20 protein-coding genes are annotated in these 20,711 nt (G+C 62.7%); 12 read left to right on the top strand and 8 right to left on the bottom strand.

Features of this window, described 5'->3' with window-relative positions; genetic code table 11:
- Positions 1-9: 9 nt before the first annotated feature.
- Positions 10-1,386 carry a bifunctional UDP-N-acetylglucosamine diphosphorylase/glucosamine-1-phosphate N-acetyltransferase GlmU gene (gene glmU / locus F455_RS0102705; RefSeq protein WP_018971722.1) on the top strand — a complete coding sequence of 459 codons (1,377 nt, stop codon included), beginning with the start codon at positions 10-12 and terminating at the stop codon, positions 1,384-1,386.
- A gap of 59 nt (positions 1,387-1,445) precedes the next feature.
- The gene (gene glmS, locus F455_RS0102700; RefSeq protein WP_018971721.1) at positions 1,446-3,296 is read left to right on the top strand and encodes a glutamine--fructose-6-phosphate transaminase (isomerizing); all 1,851 of its coding nucleotides are present in this window, start codon (positions 1,446-1,448) and stop codon (positions 3,294-3,296) included.
- Positions 3,297-3,439: 143 nt separating this feature from the next.
- On the opposite strand, the gene F455_RS22795 is transcribed toward glmS, so the two are convergent.
- The 3 genes from F455_RS22795 to F455_RS0102685 are packed head-to-tail and all read right to left on the bottom strand — an operon-like array spanning position 3,440 to position 4,487.
- Positions 3,440-3,688: a hypothetical protein gene (locus F455_RS22795; protein WP_157578390.1), complete on the bottom strand. Its 249-nt coding sequence runs from the start codon at positions 3,686-3,688 to the stop codon at positions 3,440-3,442.
- A gap of 7 nt (positions 3,689-3,695) precedes the next feature.
- A complete protein-coding gene (locus tag F455_RS23310) occupies positions 3,696-4,082 on the bottom strand; it encodes a DUF1328 domain-containing protein (protein WP_211212277.1) in 387 nt (128 codons plus the stop codon).
- 42 nt (positions 4,083-4,124) lie between these two features.
- Positions 4,125-4,487: a hypothetical protein gene (locus tag F455_RS0102685; protein WP_020684040.1), complete on the bottom strand. Its 363-nt coding sequence runs from the start codon at positions 4,485-4,487 to the stop codon at positions 4,125-4,127.
- 757 nt (positions 4,488-5,244) lie between these two features.
- Here F455_RS0102685 and F455_RS0102675 point away from each other — a divergent pair.
- A complete protein-coding gene (locus F455_RS0102675; RefSeq protein ID WP_211212276.1) occupies positions 5,245-6,261 on the top strand; it encodes a catalase family protein in 1,017 nt (338 codons plus the stop codon).
- Between the two features lie 186 nt (positions 6,262-6,447).
- Here F455_RS0102675 and F455_RS0102670 read toward each other — a convergent pair whose 3' ends face one another.
- Positions 6,448-6,771: a hypothetical protein gene (locus tag F455_RS0102670; protein ID WP_018971715.1), complete on the bottom strand. Its 324-nt coding sequence runs from the start codon at positions 6,769-6,771 to the stop codon at positions 6,448-6,450.
- A gap of 297 nt (positions 6,772-7,068) precedes the next feature.
- Here F455_RS0102670 and F455_RS0102665 point away from each other — a divergent pair, with 297 nt between their 5' ends.
- The 5 genes from F455_RS0102665 (at position 7,069) to F455_RS0102640 (ending at position 10,510) form a co-directional block, all read left to right on the top strand.
- Positions 7,069-7,260 carry a hypothetical protein gene (locus tag F455_RS0102665; RefSeq protein WP_018971714.1) on the top strand — a complete coding sequence of 64 codons (192 nt, stop codon included), beginning with the start codon at positions 7,069-7,071 and terminating at the stop codon, positions 7,258-7,260.
- A 120-nt stretch (positions 7,261-7,380) separates the two neighbouring features.
- Positions 7,381-7,815 (top strand): SRPBCC family protein, encoded by a 435-nt coding sequence (locus F455_RS0102660; protein ID WP_026293006.1) that lies wholly within the window; start codon positions 7,381-7,383, stop codon positions 7,813-7,815.
- Between the two features lie 137 nt (positions 7,816-7,952).
- Positions 7,953-8,543 carry a ferritin-like domain-containing protein gene (locus F455_RS0102655; RefSeq protein WP_018971712.1) on the top strand — a complete coding sequence of 197 codons (591 nt, stop codon included), beginning with the start codon at positions 7,953-7,955 and terminating at the stop codon, positions 8,541-8,543.
- Between the two features lie 63 nt (positions 8,544-8,606).
- Entirely contained in the window at positions 8,607-9,059 is a 453-nt protein-coding gene (locus F455_RS0102650) for a hypothetical protein (RefSeq protein WP_157578389.1), read from the top strand.
- A 203-nt stretch (positions 9,060-9,262) separates the two neighbouring features.
- The gene (locus tag F455_RS0102640; RefSeq protein WP_018971709.1) at positions 9,263-10,510 is read left to right on the top strand and encodes a DUF711 family protein; all 1,248 of its coding nucleotides are present in this window, start codon (positions 9,263-9,265) and stop codon (positions 10,508-10,510) included.
- A 24-nt stretch (positions 10,511-10,534) separates the two neighbouring features.
- On the opposite strand, the gene F455_RS21750 is transcribed toward F455_RS0102640, so the two are convergent.
- Complete coding sequence (locus F455_RS21750) at positions 10,535-11,302, bottom strand: helix-turn-helix domain-containing protein (RefSeq protein ID WP_018971708.1); 768 nt, start codon at positions 11,300-11,302, stop codon at positions 10,535-10,537.
- 175 nt (positions 11,303-11,477) lie between these two features.
- Here F455_RS21750 and F455_RS23170 point away from each other — a divergent pair, with 175 nt between their 5' ends.
- Positions 11,478-11,906, top strand: coding sequence for a DUF3830 family protein (locus tag F455_RS23170; protein WP_169337279.1), 429 nt, complete (start codon positions 11,478-11,480; stop codon positions 11,904-11,906).
- 17 nt (positions 11,907-11,923) lie between these two features.
- Positions 11,924-13,276 (top strand): alpha/beta hydrolase family protein, encoded by a 1,353-nt coding sequence (locus F455_RS0102625; protein ID WP_033409126.1) that lies wholly within the window; start codon positions 11,924-11,926, stop codon positions 13,274-13,276.
- 9 nt (positions 13,277-13,285) lie between these two features.
- On the opposite strand, the gene F455_RS0102620 is transcribed toward F455_RS0102625, so the two are convergent.
- Both F455_RS0102620 and F455_RS0102615 read right to left on the bottom strand, forming a co-directional pair.
- The gene (locus F455_RS0102620; RefSeq protein ID WP_018971705.1) at positions 13,286-14,824 is read right to left on the bottom strand and encodes a GH1 family beta-glucosidase; all 1,539 of its coding nucleotides are present in this window, start codon (positions 14,822-14,824) and stop codon (positions 13,286-13,288) included.
- A 111-nt stretch (positions 14,825-14,935) separates the two neighbouring features.
- Positions 14,936-17,437, bottom strand: a complete 2,502-nt coding sequence (locus F455_RS0102615; protein WP_018971704.1) for a TonB-dependent receptor — start codon at positions 17,435-17,437, stop codon at positions 14,936-14,938.
- Between the two features lie 224 nt (positions 17,438-17,661).
- On the opposite strand from F455_RS0102615, the gene F455_RS0102610 reads away from it, so the two are divergent.
- Positions 17,662-19,227: a tryptophan halogenase family protein gene (locus F455_RS0102610; protein ID WP_018971703.1), complete on the top strand. Its 1,566-nt coding sequence runs from the start codon at positions 17,662-17,664 to the stop codon at positions 19,225-19,227.
- Between the two features lie 40 nt (positions 19,228-19,267).
- Positions 19,268-20,311, top strand: coding sequence for a LacI family DNA-binding transcriptional regulator (locus F455_RS0102605; RefSeq protein ID WP_018971702.1), 1,044 nt, complete (start codon positions 19,268-19,270; stop codon positions 20,309-20,311).
- Positions 20,312-20,352: 41 nt separating this feature from the next.
- On the opposite strand, the gene F455_RS0102600 is transcribed toward F455_RS0102605, so the two are convergent.
- The gene (locus F455_RS0102600; RefSeq protein WP_083918769.1) at positions 20,353-20,679 is read right to left on the bottom strand and encodes a BON domain-containing protein; all 327 of its coding nucleotides are present in this window, start codon (positions 20,677-20,679) and stop codon (positions 20,353-20,355) included.
- Positions 20,680-20,711: the final 32 nt, after the last annotated feature.

Raw genomic sequence — 20,711 nt, 5'->3', positions numbered from 1 at the left:
GCTGCGCCGATGAATCCGACCCATCCCTTGCATATCGTCGTCCTCGCCGCGGGTGAGGGCAAGCGCATGAAGTCCGCGCGTGCCAAGGTGCTGCTGCCGCTTGCCGGCCGGCCGATGCTCGCGCACGTGCTCGACACGGCGCGCGCGCTGCATCCGCAAAAAATCCACGTCGTCTACGGCCATCGCGGCGAGCAGGTACAGGCGGCATTTTCCGATCAATCAGACATCGCCTGGGTGCATCAAGCCGAGCAGAAGGGCACCGGTCATGCGATGCAGCTTGCGATCGCGAGTATTCCCGAGGCGGCACGCGTGCTCGTGCTCTACGGCGACGTGCCGCTGATCCGGCCGACGACGCTGCAGCCGCTGGTCGAGGCGCAGGCGGCGCTCGCCGTGCTCGCCGCCGACCTGCCCGATCCCACCGGCTACGGCCGCGTGCTGCTCGACGCCGCGCAGCGCGTCACCGGCATCGTCGAGGAGAAGGACGCGACGCCCGCGCAGCGTGCGACTCGCACGATCAACACCGGCGTGATCGCCGCGGACGCGAGGCGCCTGCGCGGCTGGCTCGCGCGACTCGACAACAAGAACGCTCAGGGCGAGTTCTACCTCACCGACGTGTTTGCGCTCGCCGCGGCAGACAATGCCTCGGCGCTCGCGATCCTGTCGACCGATCCGAACGCGATTGTCGGCGCCAACGACGCCTGGCAGCTGGCCCAGCTCGAACGCCGCTACCAGCAGCGCGCAGCGCGCAACCTCTGCGCGCAGGGCGTGCGCTTCGCCGACCCGGCGCGTTTCGACCTGCGCGGCAGCGTCAACGCGGGGCGCGACGTCGAGATCGATGTCGATGTCGTACTCGAAGGCGCGGTGACGCTTGGCGACGAAGTGCGCGTCGGTGCGTTCTGCCGCATCAGGAATTCCACGCTCGCCGCCGGCAGCGTCGTGCACGCGCATAGCGATCTCGACGGCGTCGTCACCCACGGCGCCTGCGTCATCGGTCCGTATGCGCGCCTGCGTCCGGGCACGGAAATCGCGGCTGGCGCGCACGTCGGCAACTTCGTCGAGGTCAAGAACGCAAGCATCGGCACCGGCTCGAAGGCCAATCACCTGAGCTATATCGGCGATGCGACGATCGGCGCCGGCGTCAATGTCGGCGCCGGCACGATCACCTGCAACTACGACGGCATCAACAAGTTCCACACGCTGATCGAAGACGGTGCGTTCATCGGCTCGAACAGCGCGCTCGTTGCGCCGGTGACGATCGGCAAGGACGCAACGATAGGCGCGGGTTCGACGATCACCACCGATGCGCCGGCGGGCGAACTGACCGTTTCACGCACGCGGCAGACCACGGTGCGCGGTTGGAAACGGCCGCAGAAAAAATCGAAATAGCGGCCCGCGCCGCGCCGTGAATGTAAAATGCGCGGCTGATCCGATTCGAGGAAGATTTCATGTGTGGAATTGTCGGTGCGATCGCGCAGCGCGATGTCACGGCCATCCTGGTCGAGGGCCTGCGGCGCCTGGAATATCGCGGCTACGACTCCACCGGTCTTGCGCTGGCACAGCCGGGCGGCGATCTCGCCCTATGGCGCACCGTCGGCAAGGTCGCGCGGCTGGCCGAGAAGATCAAGGCGAATCCTGGTGAAGGCGTGCTCGGCGTCGCCCATTCGCGCTGGGCCACGCACGGCGGCGTCACCGAAGCGAATGCGCATCCGCATGTTTCTGAAAACCGCATCGCCCTGATCCACAACGGCATCATCGAGAACTATCTCGAGATCCGCGAATCGCTGCGCGGCAAGGGCTATGTCTTCCATTCCGAGACCGACACCGAAGTCGTCACCCATCTGATCCACGATTTCGTCAAGCAGGGCCACGACCTCACCGACGCGGTGAAGCTCGCGGTCAAGCAACTCACCGGTGCATATGCGATCGTCGTGTTCGATGCGCAGCAGCCGGATCGCATCGTCGTCGCGCGCATCGCCAGTCCCTTGGTGATCGGCTTTGGTAACGGCGAGAACTTCGTCGCCTCCGACGTCCAGGCACTGTTGCCGGTAACGCGCAGTTTCATCTTCCTCGAAGAGGGCGACGTCGCCGACGTGCGCCGCGATTCGGTTACCGTGTTCGACGCGCGGGGGCGCGTCGTCGAGCGCAAGCGGCACGAATCCTCGCTGTCCGCCGATGCGGTCGAGCGCGGCGAGTACGCGCACTACATGCTCAAGGAAATCCACGAACAGCCGCAGGCCATCGCCGATACGCTCGAAGGACGCATCGCCAACGACCGCGTTCTGCCGAATATCTTCGGCGTCGACGCGGACGCATTGCTGCAACGCGTGCGCCACGTGCAGATCGTCGCCTGTGGCACGAGCTATCACGGCGGCCTCGTCGCGCGCTACTGGTGCGAGGCGCTCGCCGGCATCCCGTGCAGCGTCGAGATCGCGAGCGAGTATCGCTACCGCGACGTCGTCGTGCCGAAGGACTCACTCTTCGTCACGATCTCGCAGTCGGGTGAAACCGCCGACACGCTGGCCGCGTTGAGCCAGGCGAAGAAGCTCGGCTACCTCGGCACGTTCGCGATCTGCAACGTGCCCGAGTCCAGCCTTGTGCGCGAGTCCGACCTCGTGCTGATGACGCGCGCCGGCCCGGAGATCGGCGTCGCCTCGACCAAGGCAAATACGACCCAGCTCGCCGCGCTCGCCCTGCTCATGCTCGAACTCGCGCGCATCAATGGCCTTCCCGCCGAGCGCCTGCGCGAACTCGTTGCCGAACTGACCAGCCTGCCGCGCGTCGTCGACGCCGCGCTCAAGACCGAGCCGGAGGTGCGCAAACTCGCCGAGCGTTTCGTGCCGAAACAAAGTGCCATATTCCTCGGCCGCGGCACGTACTGGCCAGTCGCGCTCGAAGGCGCGCTCAAGCTCAAGGAAATTTCCTACATCCATGCCGAGGGCTACCCCGCCGGCGAACTCAAGCACGGTCCGCTTGCGCTGGTCGATGCCGAAATGCCGGTCGTCGCGGTCGCGCCGAACGATCACCTGCTGGAAAAGCTCAAGTCGAATCTCGCCGAGGTGCGCGCGCGTGGCGGCGAGCTGTTCGTCTTCGCCGATGCGAACGCCGACATCGACGCGCACCAACTCGGCGTGCACGAAGCGCATGGTGCGCTGGTGAAACTCGACTCGGGCGGCAACTTCATCGCCCCGGCCGTGCTCACCGTGCCGTTGCAACTGCTCGCCTACCACGTCGCCGTGCTGCGTGGCACCGACGTCGATCAGCCGCGTAATCTGGCTAAGTCGGTGACCGTGGAATAGTCTCGTCCTTTCAGACATCGAGACCTTCTTCGTCGCCGCGGATAGTCTTTAGGATTTCGACCTCAAGAGCTGACGGTTTCAGCGCGGCTTATCAAATGAGGCATACAAACGACGAGAGTATCGCAATCGCGAACGTCCGATTATCACGACGCGTCGTTGTCTTCACTACCGTCATGGCGCTCACGCGGTTGACCCTCGATGCCGTCTTCGGTGGAACTTTCTTGATTTCGCTGAGTCTCGTCGCCGGATTTATCGGTCGGCGTATGCTCGACATCCTCCGAGATCTCATCTTGGAGATTGTCATCTATGAGTTTTTCTTCTGGCCGAATTGGAATAGAGGCGCCAACGCCGCCAACGAGCTCGTCATGCAGATGATCGCGAAAGCGCTTCATGAGAACGTTAGGATGACAGCTGATTTGTATGTTCGAAACCATCGGACACCCCACGCGCTTGTGGCGCAGAGAGTTTTTGATGCTGCGGCGGAAAATTCCATCGAGCCTCGATCGGCACATTGATTGATCTGAGCGGGATGAATAGCAATGGGTCGGGCTTGACCAGCCCAAAGATCGGCGTCAGTGAATTTTTCATATTTACTCCCCCGCGTTGACCGGCGAGTAGGCGCGAATAATTGCGTCGTCGGCTGTAAACCAACGACACCACAAGCGATACGATGATTGAGAAGAGCAGGATCTTCGCAGCCAAGATCAACGCGCCGGGGATACCGATGAAGCCCACTGCACTCGCTGTTAGCGCGACGACCAAAATTTTCAATACGTAACGCGACATGGCCACACCTTTTGGAAGCAGCAAACTGCATATGCAGGTTGCTTAGTGATCGTCGCGATCGCGCTTGGCGTCGTCATCGTGCATCGTCTTGTAGTGCTTGATGACCCACTCATGGCGCTCGTACGGGTGGTCCGTGTCGAGATCCATTTCCACGCCGCCCGTTTTTTCGTATGTCCGATCCTCGCTGGGTAACGTTTCGCCCGATTGCCATGTGCCGTTGGTTTGCCAATAGTAGGTCTTGGTTTCCGGTGCGAAATAGATTTGGCGATCGCCGTAGTAGACATAGTGATGTTTGGTCGTTTTCTCGATGACCACGGCGGTTTCCTGATCGGCCAAAGCCGGCGCGGCGGTCACAAACCCGGTCGCGAACATAATTGCTAAGGCGAGGTTGCGGTAATTGATCATGAATTTCTCCTTCGATTTACGTGCTGGCTATCTGCTCTACACGCAATTCGGTAAGAAAATATGTGTGAACAGATAATAAGTACTAATGCGCCAACCGGAACAACCTGCACCCATGCCACAATATGTTTCAGCGTGAGTCATCTCCTAAGATGATTGCGGGGAGCGCCGGCGGGTGAGTGCCGTAGCAAGCACTCACACTTCCTGATTTGCCTTTCGCGTGGCTCCGAAAGATCGGTCACATTGCTGCGGCTTGTCGATCGGGTATTCGGCGTCGCCGTCCCTGCGAGTCAGGATGTTGTCGGGCATCTTCCGCCTCCCTGGCGCCTTTGTATGTGCGCCATCGCGCACTAGCCAGAACGACGTCGAAAGGAGGACGCCGCGACGTCGCGTGCGTGATGTCGCCACGGAGTCTGCACAATGCCATTGTGCGGCCCGGGAGGTAGGCGAATCGATGCTTCTGTGCGCCGGCTCCTTAACGATGCGCCAGCCCTACGGCGTTTTTTTGCGGATTGGCGCAGCTGATATCGGCATTCGCATCAAGCACAACGACCGATCTGCGTTGCGTGTGCTGTCGAACAGAGACGTTCGCGCTTATGCGTGCATGCTGTGACAACGCATCGGATCATGCATCCCGCTGATCGCGCATCACGAAGGGCAACCCATGAACGTAATCACGCGCTTGCCTGTTTTGCCGGTAAGCTACGATCCCTCGTTTGAGGTCGCGGACGAAGACGAAGCGGAGACACGCGACGAGCTGGTGAAAACGCTGCGCAGCATTTCCGAAACTACCTTCAAGGATTCGGGTCATGCTACGCGCAGCGTTCATGCAAAGAGCCACGGTTTGCTGCGCGCTGAACTTCGCGTAGTGGATGATCTACCGCCTGTGCTGGCGCAGGGCATGTTCGCCAAGCCGGGCAGCTGGCCCGTTGTCATGCGATTGTCCACGGTACCCGGCGATATTCTCGACGACAGCGTCTCGACCCCGCGCGGTCTGGCGATCAAGGTCATTGGCGTCGAAGGCGAGCGCCTGCAAGGCAGCGAGAACGCCGTCACCCAAGACTTCGTGCTGGTCAATGGCCCGGCATTCTCGGCCCCGGGTGCGAAAAAATTCCTAACGGTGTTGAAATTGCTAGCGTTCACCACGGACAAGGCGCCCGGATTGAAGAAAGCGTTGTCTGCGATATTTCGCGGCACCGAGCGGGCGATCGAAACCTTGGGAGGCAAGAGTGAAACCTTGAAGGCGCTTGGCGGCCATCCTGAAACGCATATCCTCGGTGAAACATTCTTCAGCCAGGTGCCGATCCTGTTCGGCCCGTACATGGCAAAAGTATCGATCGCTCCGATATCGGCCGAATTGATGCAGCTCGCCAACGCGTCGCTCGATGTCAATGGCAGGCCGAATGGCTTGCGTGAGGCGGTGGTCAATTTCTTCACCGCAACCGCGGGCGAGTGGGAGCTTCGCATTCAACTTTGTACGGATCTTCACACGATGCCCGTCGAAGATGCTTCGGTTGTATGGCCCGAAGAGCAAAGTCCCTACATTGCGGTTGCTCGCATCACGGCGAAGCCGCAACTTGCATGGAGCGAGACGCGCGCTCGCGCGATCGACGACGGCATGTCATTCAGCCCATGGCACGGGATCGCCGCACATCGACCGATCGGCTCGGTCATGCGCATCCGCAAAGTGGCCTACGAGATGTCGGCGAATTTTCGCGCCATGCATAACAGCCATCGGATCGAGGAGCCGCGCGACCTCAACGACCTGCCGGCATGAAGACCGGTCATGGAGTGATCGGCATCGCCGTTGGCGTTTTCGCGTCATGCCATTTTCTCAAGCGACAATTGGCGATGCCTTAGCTGTCCCGCAGCCGCTGCTACCTCAGCCGCCTAGGGCATAGAATCATCCACGCTAATTCGCGCCGCAGCGCGGAAGAGCCTCGCGTGTGGCGTGAATTCAAAACTAATGATTCTGCACGCGCTGCCAAAATTCGTACTGCTGCTTAGAAATTCGATTGGCGTGCTGCGCCGGGAAATCGAAATCGTTGAACAATGGCAGATATGCTTCGGCTTCGTCGCGGCTGATATAGCCGTCATGGTTGGCATCCAGCTGACCGAAGTTCAGAGCCGGCCCGTAGTGATCGGGTGCCGGTTGACCTGTGGTCAACAAAACCTTGGTGCCGTCACTTGCCGTAAAGTGCGTCACCTTGTCTTGCGCCCGGCCGCCCGTGGCAACCATGAGCAGGCCCACGAAAATGACAGAAAGAAGCAGAAGATTCGTTTTCATATTCGGTTCTCAGCAACTTGAGTCTCCGCGGGAGTTGGAATGTAAAGAGAAAGTCCCAGCGTGTATGTACGGCGTCGCACACAGCCGAGACGGTTCTCAGCGTGATTTCACCGGTCCGCGCCGAACGGCATCCCATTCGCACGCATTCGCTCTGTCGATACTCGATCGCACGTCCTTTGTGCGATAGCAGACAGAGACGCGCAAGCCCATGCGTGCATGCTGTATGTGAGACGCCGGGTTGAGGCGCCGAACTTTCCATCCCATCTTGCTCACGCGCTCAGCGTTGCGGGAGAAAACATGGACACGCAATCTGTGAAAGATGCTGTCGGTCTGCCGCAGGAAGGCGAGCCGGTCGAATTCCTGCTGGAGGGCCGCGAAGTCGCGTTGAACGGCACCTATACCGAACATATTTTTCGATCCCGCTACTCCGGCTACGCGGTCGATCGGGTGCGCTCGTGGCGATCTGCTGATATGGCTGAGCACGGCTAGATTCACGACAGGCTGGCGTAAATTTCAGAAGCGAAGCCGTGGAACCGAGTCCAATGATGCAAACGGCTAATGACTCGTCGGCACAAGGCGACCATGCCCCGTCCTCGATAGGAGAAGGTCATGAGCAACAACTTGATAGCCAAATCTACGACATCGATTGAAGCGCCAAGAGATAAGGTTTGGGAGGCGCTTGTCAAAGCCGATGCGATCAAACAATACATGTTTGGCGCCATCGTCGAATCGGACTGGAGTAGGGGAAGCCGGATCACGTGGACGGGTGAAATGAACGGCAAAAAATACGAGGACAAAGGTGTCATCCTCGAAATCGAACCCGAGCAGACGCTTCAGTACACCCATTTCAGTCCATTGTCCGGGAAAGCGGAAAGACCAGAGAACTATCACACCATCAAGATCGATCTTTCAGGCAGCGGCAACGAAACCGAGGTATCTCTTTCTCAAGACAACAATCCCGATGAGAAGGCACGCGAAGAATCGGAGAAAAATTGGACAGCGATGCTGGGCGGTCTGAAGAAATATGTTGAAAAATCGTCCTAGGATGCCTTCCGATTTAGCGACGTGACGATCAAGGCGATCAATTGGCTCGCGTTGGCCATTTCAAAAATCACTGTCGCCGAATTCTTACACCCTTCCGGGTGCGGTATTTCCATCTCACGTTGAAGGAGAACCCATTGATGTCTGCCAAGAACGCGTCTTTCACCGATGTCGAGACGATCCGCAAACGCGCCCGCATGCACATGGAAGCGGGCGCAGTCACCGAAGGGTATTCTGCGGACCGGGCGACCGTGCTGAAGGTGCTCAACGAGACTCTCGCAACCGAGATCGTTTGTGTGCTGCGCTACAAACGCCATTACTACATGGCCTCGGGCATCCACGCCAAAAGCATCGCAGCGGAGTTCCTCGAGCATGCGAACGAGGAACAAGGGCATGCCGATCAGATCGCTACACGCATCGTGCAGCTCGGAGGCGCTCCTGATCTTTCACCGGACGGACTGAGCTCGCGCGCACATTCCGAATATAGCGAGGGCAGCGATCTCGTGCAGATGATCGAAGAAGACCTCGTCGCCGAGCGCATCGCGATCGATACCTACCGCGAGATCATCCAGTATCTCGGCAACGATGATCCGACTACACGACGCATGCTAGAGACCATCCTGGCATCCGAAGAAGAGCACGCCGAAGATCTGAGTACGATGCTGCAACAACTTGGCAAAAAGGGCGAGCCGCCGAGTGAAAAATTGAGGGCGTCTCGCGCCAAATTGTAGGCCGCAACGATTTTGCGCCGGCTTCCAGACGATTGGGGTTTTCATCCTTGAGAGGAGTTTTCTATGAATATGACATCCAGAATATTGGTCGCAGGAATGGTCATCGCTCTTGCGGGTTGCGGCAAGTCCACCCAGAGTGATGTGGACAATGTAGCTCGCGATCACGCGGAGGATGCGGCGAAGGCCGCCCAAGCTGCACAGCCGGCGATCGATGCCGCCAATCGCGATTTGGCAAAAGCACGGAGCGAAGCGAGTACAAAGCGCGCGGACGCGAACGCGGATGCGAATCGCGGGGTCAGCAAGGCGGCGCTGAACCAGTACAAGGAACAAGCCAAGGCCGACTATGCTGTCGCTCTCGCGAGAGCCGATGGCGATCTCTCGGTCGCTCTGGAAAAGTGCCGGATGCTGTCAGCCGACGCGAAGAATCTGTGCGAGCAGAGCGCCCATTCCCTGCGTGATCAATCGGGTAGTGCTGCGAAGGAAAAGCTAGATTTCGCCAATCGGCAAGCGGGTTGATTCATAGAAAATTCGGCGCATGCTGACGCTTGATCACATGCTCATTTTTCGATTGGCCTCGCGAAGAGCAAGCGCATCAGCCCAAGCGCAGCTTCGATGCTCATGAGCATGGAGTACAATAAGCAAGCCACTTCGGTCATTGCATTGATCGACGCGACGCATGCTACAGTCTTTCTCGCACTGATCACGATCGGGGGAAAGCCGTGCTGCGACGACTCGGTTTTTGTGTTCTGCTGTGGCTGTTGCCCCTTGCGGCGTTTGCGCTCGACGCGACACAAACAACGCTGCCGAACGTGCGTGCGATCACCGCGTTCGTACGCATCGAGCGCGCGAATTACGCACGCAATTTCACCGACGCCAAAGCGGTTCTCGACGATGTCAAAGCGGCATTCGCCAAGCGCGGCTATGTGGTGCAGACGCAGCGCCTCGTCACCCAACCGGTCGGCGAATTGATCGATGGACTGTCGGACGACGATGCGCTCGCGCTGCTGAAAAGGCTAGATGCGCTCGCCGGCGAGCAAGGTCTCGCGCTGAACGTAGGGCCAGCGATGCTGCACGATACCGACGACACGCGTGCGATGCACCTGCTGGCCTCCGCACTCGCTACGCAGACGCACACCAACGCCAGCGCGATCATCGCGGCCACCAACGGCATCCATTGGAAGACCATCCGCGCGAGCGCTGCGCTCGTGCACGCTCTCGCCGACAGCCCCCACGGACAGGGCAATTTCAATTTCGCCGCAACCGCCATGCTGTCGCCATACGGCCCGTTCTATCCCGGCGCATATCACACCGGTGCCGGCAAGCAACTCTCGTTCGGTTTCGAAGGAGCGAGCGTCGTGCGAGAGGTATTTGCGCGGACGCATGGTGATTTCGACGCATCGGTGAAGGAACTCACCAACGCGTTGGCGACACACGCACGCGTCGCCGAAGCGATCGGCGAGCAGGTGGCGAAAGCGCGAGGCTGGACATTCATGGGCGTTGACCCGACGCCAGCGCCACTCGGCGACGTGTCGATCGGCGCGGCTATGGAAACCTGGAGCGGCGCGCGCTTCGGCTCGAGCGGCACGCTGACCGCAGCATTAGCGATCACCTCGGCGGTGAAGGCCGTGCCGGTCAAGCAAGTCGGCTACTCGGGACTCATGGTGCCCGTGCTGGAAGACAAACGCTTGTCCGATCGCTGGGCCGAGAACGGTTACGGCATCGACTCGCTGCTGGCGTACTCTTCCGTCTGCGGTACCGGACTCGACACCGTGCCGCTGCCCGGCGACATCAGCGAGGAACAACTTGCGCGTATTTTTGGCGACGTCGCCTCGCTCGCTTGGAAGTGGCACAAGCCGCTCACCGCACGATTGCTGCCTATCCCGGGCAAGAAGGCCGGCAATCGCACGGAGTTTGAAAGTCAGTATCTCTTCAATACGACGCTGCAGGCATTGCCGCGCGATCGATAGCTGTTCGCAACGGGACCTTTCTGCTCAAGCTTGGCGCGCGTCGCGGAAGGCTTCCCGGTCCGCGCGTATCGCCGTCGGCGAGCGTCCGAGCAGTCGGCGCAAGGTCCGGTTCATGTGGCTTTGATCGCAGAACCCCGCCTCCGCGGCGATGTCGGCAAAACCCAAGTCGGATTCGCGCAGTAGCCGGGCCGCGCGTTCGACGCGAAATCTCGCCGCGGCCTGCTGCAGGCCTTCGCCGCTCGACTGTCGATACGCTGGCCCGATCCAGGCGGGGCTGCGGCCGACCTCACGCGCGAGCTCGCCGATGCGCCGGCCCGGATCGGCGCGCAGACGCGCGGTGACATCGCCGGCCCATGCGGAGCTGCGCGTGCCGGGTTCGCGCAGCGCGATCGAGAACAGCCGCCGGATCGAATTGCGCAGATCGGCCTCCGCGAGTCGCGTCACGCAAGCGCCGGCGATCGCGCGGGCTTGTGCGCCGCAAGCGCCGCCGACGCGCAACAGCAGTTCCTTCGCCGGTAGCGCAGAAGTGCCGAGCCATTGTGGATCGAACTCGATCTCGATCTGCTCGAACCCCATCTCGCCCACAACATTGCGGTGCGCCACTTGCGAACCGTAGAACACCATCGAGGGGCCGGCGATCTCGTGCTCGCCGCGCTCGGTGACGTTGCGGTATCCGCCCATGACGTACAGCGAAATCATCGGCCACTCGTGCGCGTGCTCTGCGACTACGGCGCGGCTCGGATCGATGACGCGGCGCACGCAGGCGCCGCTGAATTGGTGCAGCACGGACATTTTTTTTGCAGCGTCCTCAGGGAAACCGACTGCGGTTCTATCGCTGCATCTTCCGCCAAGCGGTCGTGGAATCAAGGGCCATTCGTCCTGGGTTCCCTTGAATTCGTCCAAGACGCGCGCCAGTCGCATCGATACTGTGCCGAGGTATGGCAGCTCGCCGCTCAGTGGAATCGCAGTGAACGCAATCGTATCGATCGGTACTTCGACCTTTCGAGCAAGCCTCGCATCGCCCGTGGAGTCCTCCAGCTGGATTGCGCTGGCTAAGTTGCTGCCGTATGCGGGCCCTGTCCTGCACGCGCGCTGGAGCGGTGAGGCCGTCTGGTCGCCGCTGCGTGCCGCGTGGCCGGTCGAATCACGCTTGCCCGAGGAGGATGCCATCGCACAGCCGCGACCGGGCCAGATTCTGCTCTACGCTGGCCAGGACAGCGAGCCCGAACTGCTCGTCGCCTACGGCCAGACGCGATTCGCCTGTGCCGCAGGTCCACTGCGCGGCAATCCCGTGCTGACCATTGTCGATCGCCTCGACGAACTCGCGCAGGCCGGCCGCGCCATCCTCGAGAATGGCGCCGGCATGCTGCGCATCGAATTCGAACCCTTTTGCTGAAGCAGGATTTCGCCGTCATGCCACGATTCACCAGCACTGCTGTTTCGCTTACGCAGCTCCTGTTCGTGACGCTGCTCGCCATTTTGTCCCTGCCCGCCCTGGCCGCGTCGCCCGCCGACTGCCTCGTCGGCAACTATCGGCTCGACGACGGCTCGGACCTGGACATCGCGCCTTCCTCAGACAATACGTTGCGCTGGAGGAAATTCGACGGCACGACCGGAGCGCTGCGCCGCCAGGGCGACGCCAGCTGGACGAGCACGCGCGGATGGAGCGAGACGGCGGACGGCATCGTCGTATCGTTCGCCGGCTGCGACACGGGCACGCTGCGCTTTGGCGCAGTGTCGGGCAAGAAGCGCGAGTTCGCGACCCGCGAGATCCACTTCGAAAGCCAGGGCACGGCCTTGTCCGGCAGGCTGGTCATGCCACCGGGCGAAGGCAAGGTCACGATCGTCGTGCTGATCCACGGTTCCGAGCCCAGCTCCGCGCTCGAATCGTACTCGCTGCAACGCATGCTGCCCGCTGAGGGAATCGGCGCCTTCGTCTACGACAAACGCGGCACGGGCAGTTCGGGCGGAACCTACACTCAGGACTATTCCGTCCTCGCCGACGATGCCGTGGCCGCGGTCGCGGCAGCCAAGTCGCTGGCAGGTGCCCGGCTGGGACGTATCGGATTCCAGGGCGGCAGCCAGGGCGGTTGGGTGGCGCCGCTCGCCGCGACCAGGACTGCGGTCGACTTCGTCATCGTCTGCTTCGGCCTGGCGGTGAACGTGATCGACGAAGATCAGCAATCGGTCGAGCTGCAGCTCAGCGAGAAAGGTTATTCGCGCAGCGAAATCCGCGATGCGCTGAGCGTCGCAAGTGCGGTGGAAAACGTCGTCGCGAGCGGATTCAACAGTGGTTTCGCCGAACTGGACCGACTGCGCAAGCGCCATGCTGCCGCACGCTGGTACAAGGATCTGCGTGGCGACTACACCCACATCTTCCTGTCGAAGACCGAGGCCGAACTGCGCGCGATGGCGCCGCAATTCGACTGGCACATCCCGTGGAATTACGACCCGATGCCCGTGCTGCGCTCGCTGCGCACGCCACAGCTGTGGGTGCTCGGCGGAGAGGACTACGAAGCGCCGAGCCGCGAAACGCGCAAGCGACTCAACTCGCTGATCGCGCGCGGCAGCGATTGCACGATCGCCTATTACCGCAACGCCGAGCACGGCATGACCCTGTTCGATGTCGACGCGAAGGGCGAGCGAATCTCGACTCGCTACGCGCCGGGATATTTCCAGATGCTGCGCGATTTCTCGCTGCACGGAACGCTCTCCGGACAGTACGGCGACGCGGAGTTGACCCAGCCGCGGCGGCGCAACCGCTAGCGATTGCGTTCAAGCCATCGAATTCATGCTGTCGGTGACGGTTGCATTCGACAGCGGCGCCAATGCCGCAACCGCATTCGTGGCGGCGACCTTGGCGAACCACGCGGCCGAGTCCTTGGGCGTACGCTTCTGCGTCTTGAAGTCGACGTGGACGAGGCCGAAGCGCTGCGAATAACCCTCGGCCCATTCGAAATTATCGAGCAGGCTCCAGTGGTGATACGCGCGCACGGGCACGCCGTCGCGGATAGCGCGCGCGAGTTCGAGCAGGTGTGCGCGAACCCAGGCGATGCGCGCGCTGTCGTGGACCTTGCCGTCCGCGCCGGGCAAGGTGTTGTAAGCGGCGCCGTTCTCGGTGATCTCCATCGGCAGGTGGCCGATGTGCTCGGCGATGTCGACTAGGATGTCGTAGAACCCTTTCGGGTAGATGTCCCAGCCGTTGTCGGTCTGCCGATGCGGCGCGTAGTTGCGCGCCCACTCGGCCTTCGCGTTGAGGCCGGGCACGCCGTTGCCCTCGGGTGCATCGGCGACGAGCCACGACGAGTAGTAGTTGATGCCGACGAAGTCGAGCGCGGCGCGCACGATCGTCTCGTCGCCGTCCTTCCAGCCGAGCAACTCGGCCTGGCGATCGGCGGGCAACACGCCTTCGGGATAGCGGCCCTTCAGCGCCGGATCGAGGAACCACAGGTTGACGAACTTGTGCCAGCGCTGCGCGGCCAGCTTGTCCGCTGCGCTGTTTGTGTCGGCGGGATACGCCGGCTGCGTGTCGTAGACGCCGCCGACTTCGAGTTTGGGATCGGCAGCCTTGATCGCGCGGAACGCCATGCCCTGGGCGAGGTTTACGGTGTGCGTCGCGCGCAGGAAGTCGAGCGGATCGGTGCGGCCCGGCGCGTGGTTGCCCTGCCAGTAGCCGCAGTGGGTGAAGGTTTTCGGTTCGTTGAAGATGCACCATTGCTTGACGCGGTCGCCGAGCGCGTCGATCACGAGCTTGGTGTAGTCGGCGAAACGTTCGGCGGTGTCGCGGTTCGGCCAGCCGCCGGCATCCTCGAGCGGTTGCGGCAGGTCCCAATGGTACAGCGTCGGGAACGGGCGGATGCCCGCTTCGAGCAGCGCGTCGGTGACGCGCTTGTAGTAGTCGAGGCCCTTCGCGTTCGCCGCGCCGCGGCCCCCAGGTTGCACGCGCGGCCAGGCGATCGAGTAGCGGTGAGTCTTCAGGTCAAGGTGTTTGGCCAATGCGATGTCTTGGCCATAGCGATGATAACTGTCGCAGGCGATGTCGCCGTTGTCGTTGTTCTTGACCTTGCCGGGCGTGTGCGCGAAACGGTCCCAGATCGATTCGCCGCGGCCATCCTCGTCCCACGCGCCTTCGACCTGGTAAGCCGCGGTCGCCGCCCCCCAGAGGAAGCCCTTGGGGAATTCGCCCGCGCGCAGTTTTTCTGGTGAGACGGGCTTCTTCCCGATCAGCGCGTCGGCGAGCGCGAGCGGGCTGCGCGTGAGCAGCGAGGCGCCGCCGAGGGCGAGGGACAGGCGCAGGAGGTCGCGGCGCTGCATTGTATACTTCCTTCCAATTTATACTTTGTCTGTCCGCGGTGAAGCGGCGAAAAAGTGCCGGACCCGATGGAGAACGGCCCGGGTCCGGCACGCTGGGACGCAACCGCTTCCCTAGAAGTTGAAGCCCAAGTTGACGCCGAAAGTGCGTGGCGGCAGGTACTGCGAGGTGTAGATGAACGAGCCGTTCGGTGCCACGGTGCGGCCCGCATCGCTCGTGCGCACCTTCACGTCGGTGAAGTTGCTCACGTAGGCGCCGGCGTACCACTTGTCGTCCGCCGAGGTGTAGCGCAGCGAGAGATCACCGCGGAAATAAGCCTTCTGCTGGTCGCCCGCGCCGAAGTTGAACGGCGACAGCCAGCTCGACGATTCGTAGTGGCCGGAGAATCGCGGTGTCAGGCGTGCGCCGTTCGACAGGATGAAGTCGTGCTCGTAGATCGCGTTGAAAGCGAAGTCGGGCGCATGCGCGAGTTCGTGGCCGCTCACATCCATGCAGTTGCCGATGCCCGACGCGGGCGGACAGGCCGGCAAGCCGCCGTAGTCGTTGCTGCCGGCATAGAGCAGCGTGCCGAGCTTCTTCTGCGGGATCGCCGAGAACACGAGGTTGAAGCGGTCGACGTCGCCGAGGCGCGCGGCGATTTCCGATTCGATGCCGCTGACCTTGGTCGTGCCTTTCACGTTGGAGAAGCCGAGGCCGTGGCTGCCGTCGATAAAAGTGATCGGTGCGGCGAGCTGGAAGTCCTTGAAATCTTCGTGATAGATCGCGCTGTTCCAGGTCAGGTGATGGTCGAGGAAACTGAGCTTGATGCCGGCCTCGTAGTTGATCAGCGACTCGCCCTTGTACGGCACGCCGCCGTCCTGCAGGCCGCCGGACTTGTAGCCGGTCGACACGCTCGCGTAGACCAGCGCGTCACTCGACAGATCGTGGTCGACCTTGAGCAGCCAGGTCGGCTTGTCCGCGCTGTATTTGCCATCGTTCTTCGCGCTGACGTTGAAGCCCGAGCCCGGCGAGGCCGGATCGAGGCCCGGATAGATCGGCACCTGCGGCACGGTCGCGTCGTAGGCCCAGCCGTAGTTGCGGCCGCCTTCGTTCTTCTTCTCGTCGTGGGTGAAGCGCGCGCCGAAGGTCAGGCGCGTGGCATCGCTGAGGTGCCAGGTCGCCTGGCCGAAACCGGCCCACGAGTCGACCAGTTCCTTCGGCTGGATGAACGAACCCTGCCAGCCGACCGTGCCCTGGGGCGTGCCGTTGAAGATCGGGATGTCGAAGCGGATGCCGTTGTCTTCGGCCGCGTAGTAGAGGCCGAGGATCCAGTCGATCGTGTTGTCGCCGACGGACTTCAGGTCGAACTCGTGGCTCCACGATTCGTACTTCGACCAATTGGTGCGGTCGTTCTGGTAGTTCGCGCCGCTGGCGAAGCTGGTCGGCACGAGCACGCCGCCGTCCTGGTCGTAGCTGCTCGAGCCGTTGAAGCGCGAGTAACCGGCGATGTAGCTGAACTCCATCGCGTCGTTGATCGCGTAGTCGACGCGCGAGCGCAGCGCGTAGTTGGTCCGGCTCAGCGCCGGCGCGGTGTCGGCGAGGATCGACCAGAAATCCTGGCCGGCGCGCGGGTTCTGCATCAGGTTCGCGCTCGGCGTGCCGCGGTCACGGAAGTATTCGAGCGACAGGTTCCAGGTCAGCTTGTCGTTCGGCACCCACAACGCCGACACACGTGCGGCGCTCTGATTCTGCGAGTTGTACTTCGGTCCGCCGGTTACGTAGATGTTCGGATCGATCGCCTTGAACGTGGCGGCGGTGCCGCCCGCGGCGAGGTAGGCGGCCTGCTGGGAGGCGACCGACGGCAACTGGCCGACCGGATTCTGGTAGTCGACGTAGCCGTCGTGCTGCTGCTGCGCGACGGCGACGCGGAACGCGAACGTCTCGCTCACCGGCACGTTGACCGCTGCGCGCAGGCCGAGGTGCGCGTAGTCGCCGGCCTCGAACTGCGCATAGCCATAGAAATTGCCGAGTTCGGGCTTGGCGGTCTGGAAGTTGACTGCGCCGACAGTCGAGTTGCGCCCCCACAGCGTGCCCTGCGGACCGCGCAGCACTTCCGCCGATTGCAGGTCGAGCAGCAGGCCGGCCGCGGCTTCCGCGCGCGGCGTGTAGATGCCGTCGACGAACAGCGCGACTTCGGGGTCGGCGTACTCGGTTTTGGCCGAATCGTTGCCGATGCCACGCAGGGTCAGGGTGACGACGCCGTGGTCGCCCTGCGTGGTCGCGGCGAAGCCGGGCACGAGCTTGACGATGTCGGTAACGGTGTTTACGCGTTCCTTCTCGAGCGTGTCGGCGCCGATCGCGGTGACCGCGAGTGGAGTCTTCTGCAGCGAGGTCGAGCGTTTGGTCGCGGTCACTTTCACTTCTTCGAGCGACTGCGTATTCGCTGCCTTCGGATCGCCTGCGCCGTCGACGGCATTGTCGGTCGCGGCATGAGCGTAGCCGGCGGCGAGTACGGCCACGATCGCACAGCAGAGTGCGGTTCTGCCGGGCAAAATTCGGGTGTCGCGCAGGGTGGTGAGAAGCATCTGCGTGGCGTTGGACGCGGACGCGCGCGGCGCGTTCGAACGGTGATTCATTGGGTCTCCCTCCTAAGGATTTGGCGGTGCCAGCCGGCCGGCTTCTGTGCCGGTCTGATACGGGGCGAGGCTAGGAATACTGTAAATTGTCAGCGCTGTCAATCAGAAATTGACAGCGCTGACAATTGGCGTAATCTAAACTTCAAGAAAAGGGTGGAAGCCGCGCCCGCGGCGGCGGGCAGGCGCGGCTTGCCCGCACAAAGAAAGACAATGGGAGGAGAGACATGTCGGCATTGCGCAATATCCTTGTGGTCGGTGGCGGCACGGCCGGCTGGCTGAGCGCCTGCTACCTCGCGCGCGTGCTCAACGCGGCGCATCCGCAGGGCGTGCGCGTGAGTCTGGTCGAATCGGCCGACATCGGTATCCTCGGTGTCGGCGAGGGCACGTTTCCGTCGATCCGCGGGACTTTGTCTGCGATCGGCCTCGACGAGACGCGCTTCCTGCGCGGCGCGACGGCGACGTTCAAGCAGGGTATCCGCTTCGTCGATTGGGTGCGTGCGCCGGCTGCGCTTGCCGGCGCGCGCCGCGACTACTTCCATCCATTCAGCCTGCCGAGCCAGCGCGGCGACGCGCCCGAATTGTTGCCGTACTGGCTGCTCGGCGCGGCCGCACCGGGCGCGTCGTTCGCCGAAAGCGTGACCTTGCAGCAGCGCGTCGCCGACGCCTCGCGCGCGCCGAAGAAACGCGGCGATGCGCCGTATCAGGGTCGGCTCAACTATGCCTATCACTTCGACGCGGTGCAGTTCGCCAAGTTGCTTGCCGAACACGGGCGCAATCTCGGCGTACAGCATACGATCGCGACGGTCGAGAATGTCGACCTCGACGAACATGGCGCGATCGCGCGCGTGCACACGCGCGAAGCCGGCGCGCTCGAAGCGGATCTGTACGTCGACTGCACCGGCTTCCGTGCTGCGCTGATCGGTCGCGCGCTCGGCTCGTCGTTCCGCAGCGCCAAGGACACGCTGTTCGTCGACCGCGCGGTCGCGATCCAGGTGCCGTATGCGCGTGCCGATGCACCGATTCCCTCATACACGATCTCGACCGCACACGAAGCGGGCTGGACCTGGGACATCGGCCTGCACGCGCGCCGCGGTGTCGGCTATGTCTACTCGACGCGCCACACCGACGATGCGCGCGCGGAGCAGGTGCTGCGCGACTACATCGGCCCGGCGGCGCAAGGATTGAGCGCGCGCGTGCTCAAGTTCGAAGCAGGCCATCGTCCGCTGCAATGGGTGCAGAACTGCGTCGCGGTCGGGCTCTCCGCCGGCTTCGTCGAGCCGCTCGAATCGACCGGCATCGGCCTGATCGAGATCGCCGCCTACCTGATCGCACACCTGTTTCCGCGCGACGGCGAGATGACGCGCGTGGCGAAGCTGTTCAACGAATCGATGTCCGCGCGCTACGAGCGCATCTTCGACTTCATCAAGATGCATTATTGCCTGAGCCAACGCCGCGACTCGACGTTCTGGATCGACAACGCCGACCCGGCGAGCGTACCCGACACGCTCAAGGACCGCCTCGCGATGTGGCGCTGCCGGCCGCCGCACCGCCTCGACTTCCTCAGCGATATCGAGATGTTCCTGCCGGCGAGCTGGCAGTACATCCTCTACGGCATGGAGTTCCGCACCGATCTCGAATCCGCGCGCGCCGCGTACACGCAAGTCGACGCCGCGCGGCGCGAGTTCGAGATGATCCGCGTGCTCGGCACGCATGCGGTGAACGACCTGCCTGACCATCGCGCGCTGGTCGAGGCGATCTGCGCGGAACGCGGCGCTCTTGCGGTAGGATGACAGCGCTATCACTCAACCCAGGACTGCCGGGAAACGCTGCATGCCAGCCCGAATCGAAGACGTTGCGCTGAAGGCCGGCGTTTCCACCAAGACCGTCTCGCGCGTATTCAACCGCGAGCCGAACGTGAGCGAGAAGGCGCGCACCCGCGTCGAAGCGGCGGCGCGCGAACTCAGCTACCGGCCCAATCCGTCCGCGCGCAGCCTGGCCGGCAACCGCTCGTATCTCGTCGCGCTGCTGTTCGACAATCCGCACGCGGGCTCGAGCTACGTCATGGAACTCATAGTCGGCGTGCTGCAGGCCTGCGAGAACACGCACTACAACGCGATGCTGCGCCCGCTCGACCTGTCCGCCGATGCGGTGGCGGCGGTCGAGGAATTCGTCGCCCAGTTCCGGCCCGATGCACTCGTGCTCGCGCCGCCGATCGGCGACGACCTCAAGATATTGCGCCGTCTCGACGATTTGAATATCCGCTACTCGGCGATTTCGGCACGTTCCGCGCACGCACGCATCGGCGTCGGCCTCGACGAGCGCAGGGCGGCGGCCGAGATGGTCGAACATCTCGCCGCACTCGGCCATCGCCGCATCGGCCACATCGCCGGGCGCGCGGGTCACGGCGCGCGCGCGTGGCGACTGGCGGGTTACCGCGACGGCTTGCGCAAGGCGGGCATGGCCTACGACGAAAGCCTCGTCGTCGACGGGGATTTCACGTTCGACTCAGGCATTGCCGCGGCAAGGCAACTGCTCGACCTGCGCGATCCGCCGACCGCGATCTTCGCCGCCAACGACGATTCGGCCTGCGGCGCAATGCACGAGGCGTTCGAGCGCGGATTCTCGATTCCGCGCGATCTGTCGATCTGCGGCTTCGACGATACGCCGGCGTCGGCGCAGGTATGGCCCGGGCTGACCACGGTGCACCAGCCCTGCCGCGAAATGGGCCGCATCGCCACCGAGCAGGTGCTGTTGTCGATCCGCGAGCCCGAAGCGGCACAGACGGTACGCATTTCCTACGAAATCAAGATTCGCGGTTCGACGGGGCCAATTCGGGCGAACAGTACCTCGATGGCGCTGCGAAGCACGCGCTAGGCTTGAACCAAACCCAATCGGTCGCGTGCACGCGCGGCGCTTCAGCGACCGATGCTGGCGCGCACGGCGATTGAATCGACGATTTTCAGGCCACCGGAGACGCGTGACGCGACTTCTTCGACGTGTGCGCGTTCTGGATTGGTGTCGACAAGGCCGTACAGATAGACGACGTGATCCAGCGACTGCACCTGGATGTCCCAGAAGCTGATTCCCGGCGTCGCGCGCAGTGCGGCTTCGATCTGCGCAGCGATCTCCTTGTCGCCCGGGCAGCCGGCGAAGCCGCATTTGCGATAAGCCTCGTATGCGGTACACGCAGACAGCTGCGCGACCAGCAAACAGAGTGTCAGCGATACAAGGGGGCGATTCATGCGCTTTGGGCCGGCATCGTCGGTGATGGCGT

This window comes from Rudaea cellulosilytica DSM 22992, assembly GCF_000378125.1.
GTDB classification, from domain to species: Bacteria; Pseudomonadota; Gammaproteobacteria; order Xanthomonadales; family Rhodanobacteraceae; genus Rudaea; species Rudaea cellulosilytica.
This window is presented reverse-complemented; position numbering and strand designations above follow the sequence as displayed.